At 70.6% G+C, this 3235-nt stretch carries 5 protein-coding genes; all 5 read right to left on the reverse strand.

The features are described 5' to 3' along the window. Positions 1-32: 32 nt before the first annotated feature. Positions 33-344: a monovalent cation/H+ antiporter complex subunit F gene (locus tag FRW57_RS19350; protein ID WP_152186805.1), complete on the reverse strand. Its 312-nt coding sequence runs from the start codon at positions 342-344 to the stop codon at positions 33-35. Beyond that, positions 341-874 carry a Na+/H+ antiporter subunit E gene (locus FRW57_RS19355; RefSeq protein WP_162308119.1) on the reverse strand — a complete coding sequence of 178 codons (534 nt, stop codon included), beginning with the start codon at positions 872-874 and terminating at the stop codon, positions 341-343. The genes FRW57_RS19350 and FRW57_RS19355 overlap by 4 nt, the downstream gene beginning before the upstream one ends. Continuing rightward, a complete protein-coding gene (locus FRW57_RS19360; RefSeq protein ID WP_238999495.1) occupies positions 871-2427 on the reverse strand; it encodes a Na+/H+ antiporter subunit D in 1557 nt (518 codons plus the stop codon). The genes FRW57_RS19355 and FRW57_RS19360 overlap by 4 nt, the downstream gene beginning before the upstream one ends. Continuing rightward, positions 2424-2873 carry a Na(+)/H(+) antiporter subunit C gene (locus tag FRW57_RS19365; RefSeq protein WP_338055388.1) on the reverse strand — a complete coding sequence of 150 codons (450 nt, stop codon included), beginning with the start codon at positions 2871-2873 and terminating at the stop codon, positions 2424-2426. The genes FRW57_RS19360 and FRW57_RS19365 overlap by 4 nt, the downstream gene beginning before the upstream one ends. Continuing rightward, a partial coding sequence (locus FRW57_RS19370; protein ID WP_275263216.1) for an MnhB domain-containing protein occupies positions 2870-3235 on the reverse strand: 366 nt, incomplete at its 5' end. The genes FRW57_RS19370 and FRW57_RS19365, both read right to left, overlap by 4 nt.

Consider the following 3235-nt stretch of genomic DNA (forward strand, 5'->3'; position numbering starts at 1 on the left):
CGCACCGGCCACGTCGGCGAGCCCGGCCCAGGTCACCGCTGCCCCCTTCCGCCGGGCGGCCGGCCGGGATCCTGCGGTGGCGGGTCGTCCCGGTCCCGGGCGACGAACCGGGCCACGCTCACCGAGCCGATGAATCCCACCAACGACAGCGATACCAGGATGGGCAGGACGGCCGCGTGCCGGGTGGTCGCCGCCTCCAGCCCGATCGCACACACCACGATGGACACGATCACCTCCGAGGCAACCGCCCGGTCCAGCACGCTCGGACCGCGCACGATACGGACCAGGGCGATCGCGGACGAGACCGCGAGCAGCGCTCCGGCGATCACCGCGACCACGGTCATGAGGCCACCTCCGCCGGCGCTCCGGGCAGCCGGGTGTCTGCGGCGAGGGCGCGCACCACCCGCCGCTCCAGGGCCAACACGTCGCGCCGGATCTGGGCGATCTCGTCCGGGGTGTGCACGTCGAGCGCGTGCAGGGTGAGCTGTCCGGTCTCCGACACCAGGTCGATGACCACCGTGCCGGGCACCAGGGCCGTCATCTCGGCCACGATGGTCTGGAACAGGGTCGCCCGCCCTCGCAGCCACACGTCCATCACGACGCCGTCGACGACCGGACCGGGCCGCACCGCCTGCCACGCCACCCGGCAGCTGGAGAAGATCAGGTCGACCTGGAAGCGCACCATGAGCACCAGGAAGGCCCAGGGCCGCAACCGCACCCCGGTGATCAGCCGGGGCAGCGGGAAGACCAGCAGCACCAACCCGCCCAGCGCCACCCCGGCAAGCACGTTGCCCCAGGTGATGCTGCCCTGCAGCGCCACCCAGATCACGGTGAGCCAGACCAGCGGGACCGGCTGGATCCGTCGGGGTCTCACGGCGCACCTCCCGGATAGACCGACTGGATGTATGGCGTGCGCGCGACCAGGTCGCTTGCCGCCCGGTCGGTGATGCCGAACAGCGGGCCGGCCACCACGCTGATCGCGACGCCGACGACAACCAGGGCGGCGGTCGGTGCGACGACGCCGGCGCCCAGGGCGTCGGTGCGCACCCGCGCCGTCACGGTCGTCTCCGGCACCGGGGGCACGCGCCAGAAGGCACGGCCCCAGACCCGGCTCACGGCATACAGCGTCAGCAGGCTGGTGACCACCGAACCGGCGATCAGCACGTAGGCCAGTGGGGTGCCGGCGTCGGCGCCGGCCTCCATCAGCCCCACCTTGCCGAGGAACCCGGAGAACGGCGGGATGCCTGCGAGGTTCATCGCCGGGATGAAGAAGAGCACGCCGAGCAGGGGCGCGGACCGGGCCAGCCCACCGAGCTCCTTCAGCGAGGTGCTGCCGCCGCGGCGTTCGATCAGACCGGCGACCAGGAACAGGGTGGTCTGGATGGTGATGTGGTGGGCGACGTAGAACACGGCGGAGGAGAAGCCCGCGACCGAGCCGAGCGCGACGCCGAAGGTCATGTAGCCGATGTGGCTGACCAGCGTGAAGGACAACAGCCGTTTGATGTCGTCCTGGGCCACCGCCCCGAGGATGCCGACGAGCATGGTGAGCAGCGAGGCCCAGAGCAGGACGTCGGTGAGCCGGCCGTCCGGGAACAGCAGGGTCTGGGTGCGGATGATCGCGTAGACACCGACCTTGGTGAGCAGCCCCGCGAAGACCGCCGTGACCGGGGCCGGAGCCGTGGGATAGGAATCGGGCAGCCACCCCGACATCGGGAACACCGCGGCCTTGATGCAGAACCCCAGCAGCAGCATGATCTGCAGCAGCAGTCTGGTGCCGTCCGGGAGCTCGTCGAGACGGCCGGCGAGCTGGGCCAGGTTGACCGTGCCGGTCGCGGCGTAGATCAGGGCGATGGCCACGAGGAACACCAGCGAGGAGAGCATGCTCACGATCACGTAGGTGATGCCCGCCCGGACCCGCGGCGGGGTCCCGCCCAGGGTGAGCAGCACGAAGCTGGCGGCCAGCAGCATCTCGAAGCCGACGTAGATGTGGAAGAGGTCGCCGGAGATGAACGTCGTCGAGACGCCGGCCGACAGCACGAGCATCGTCGGGTGGAAGATCGGCAGGGGTGCCTCGCCGTCGCTCTCGTCGTCGAACGAGGAACGGCCCTGGCCGATCGAGTAGAGCAGCACGGCCAGGGAGACGAGCGACGACACGACGAGCATCAGCGCCGCGAGCCGGTCGACGACCAGCACGATGCCGAGCGGCGGCGCCCAGCCACCGACCTCGACCACCTGGGTCCCGTGGGTGTCGGCGGCCCACAGCAGGATGCCGGAGACCACCAGGACGGCGGACAGCACGGTGACGGTGACGACGCGCTGGACGTGTGTGCGACGGGCCACGGCGATGGTGATCCCCGCGCCGATGAGAGGCAGGACCACCGGCAGCGGCACCAGGGCGCTCAGCAGCCCGTCGTGCGGCGCGTTCACCCGGTGCTCCCGGGGTCGCCTTCGAAGTCGGTCGGCTCCGACCGTGGTTCGGCCTGCGAGAAGTCGCTGTCGGACATGTCGTTGCGCTCGGCCTTGATGGTGATCCGGTAGTCCTCCGGGTCGTCCTCCATCACGTCGTGGTGCGACAGCTGCCACGAACGGTGTGCCAGGGCCAGCACGAACGCCGTCATGCCCAGACTGATCACGATGGCGGTCAGCACCATGGCCTGCGGCAGCGGGTCACTCATGTCGGTCACGTCGGACGCACCGACGATCGGTGCCCTTCCCGCCGGCCCGCTCGCGACCAGGAAGAGGATGTTGGCCCCGTTGCCCAGCAGTAGCAGGCCCATCAGCGCCCGCACGATGCTTCGGGCCAGCAGCAGGTAGACGCCCGAGGCGAACAGCACGCCGACCAGAAGGCAGAGCACGAGGTTGGGCACCATCATCGCGGCCCCCTCAGCAGATGGGCGGAGGGCGACGGCACGGAGGGGTCGTCGCCGGCCTCGATGAGCTGGTCGAGGCCCGACCCGAGACTGCGCAGGATGTCCAGGATGAGCCCGATGACGACGAGGTAGACGCCGATGTCGAAGAAGACCGAGGTCACCAGGTGGACGTCACCGATCAACGGCAGGCGGAGGTCGAAGATCCAGCTCTGCAGGACGTCACCGCCGAACGCGAGCGAGGCCAGGCCGGTGCCGGCGGACAGGAACAACCCTGCCCCCAGCAGCAGGCCGGGCATGATCGGCGCGGCGGCGCGCAGCTCGTCGCGCTCGCCGGCCAGGTAGCGGACGGCGAGCGCGAGACCGGC

Origin of the sequence: Segeticoccus rhizosphaerae, assembly GCF_009192725.1 — a bacterium.
GTDB classification, from domain to species: Bacteria; Actinomycetota; Actinomycetes; order Actinomycetales; family Dermatophilaceae; genus Segeticoccus; species Segeticoccus rhizosphaerae.

Coding starts and splice junctions, on each gene's coding strand:
- FRW57_RS19350 (WP_152186805.1), bottom strand. CDS start 344: ATGACCGTGGTCGCGGTGATCGCCGGAGCGCTGCTCGCGGTCTCGTCC.
- FRW57_RS19365 (WP_338055388.1), bottom strand. CDS start 2,873: ATGATGGTGCCCAACCTCGTGCTCTGCCTTCTGGTCGGCGTGCTGTTC.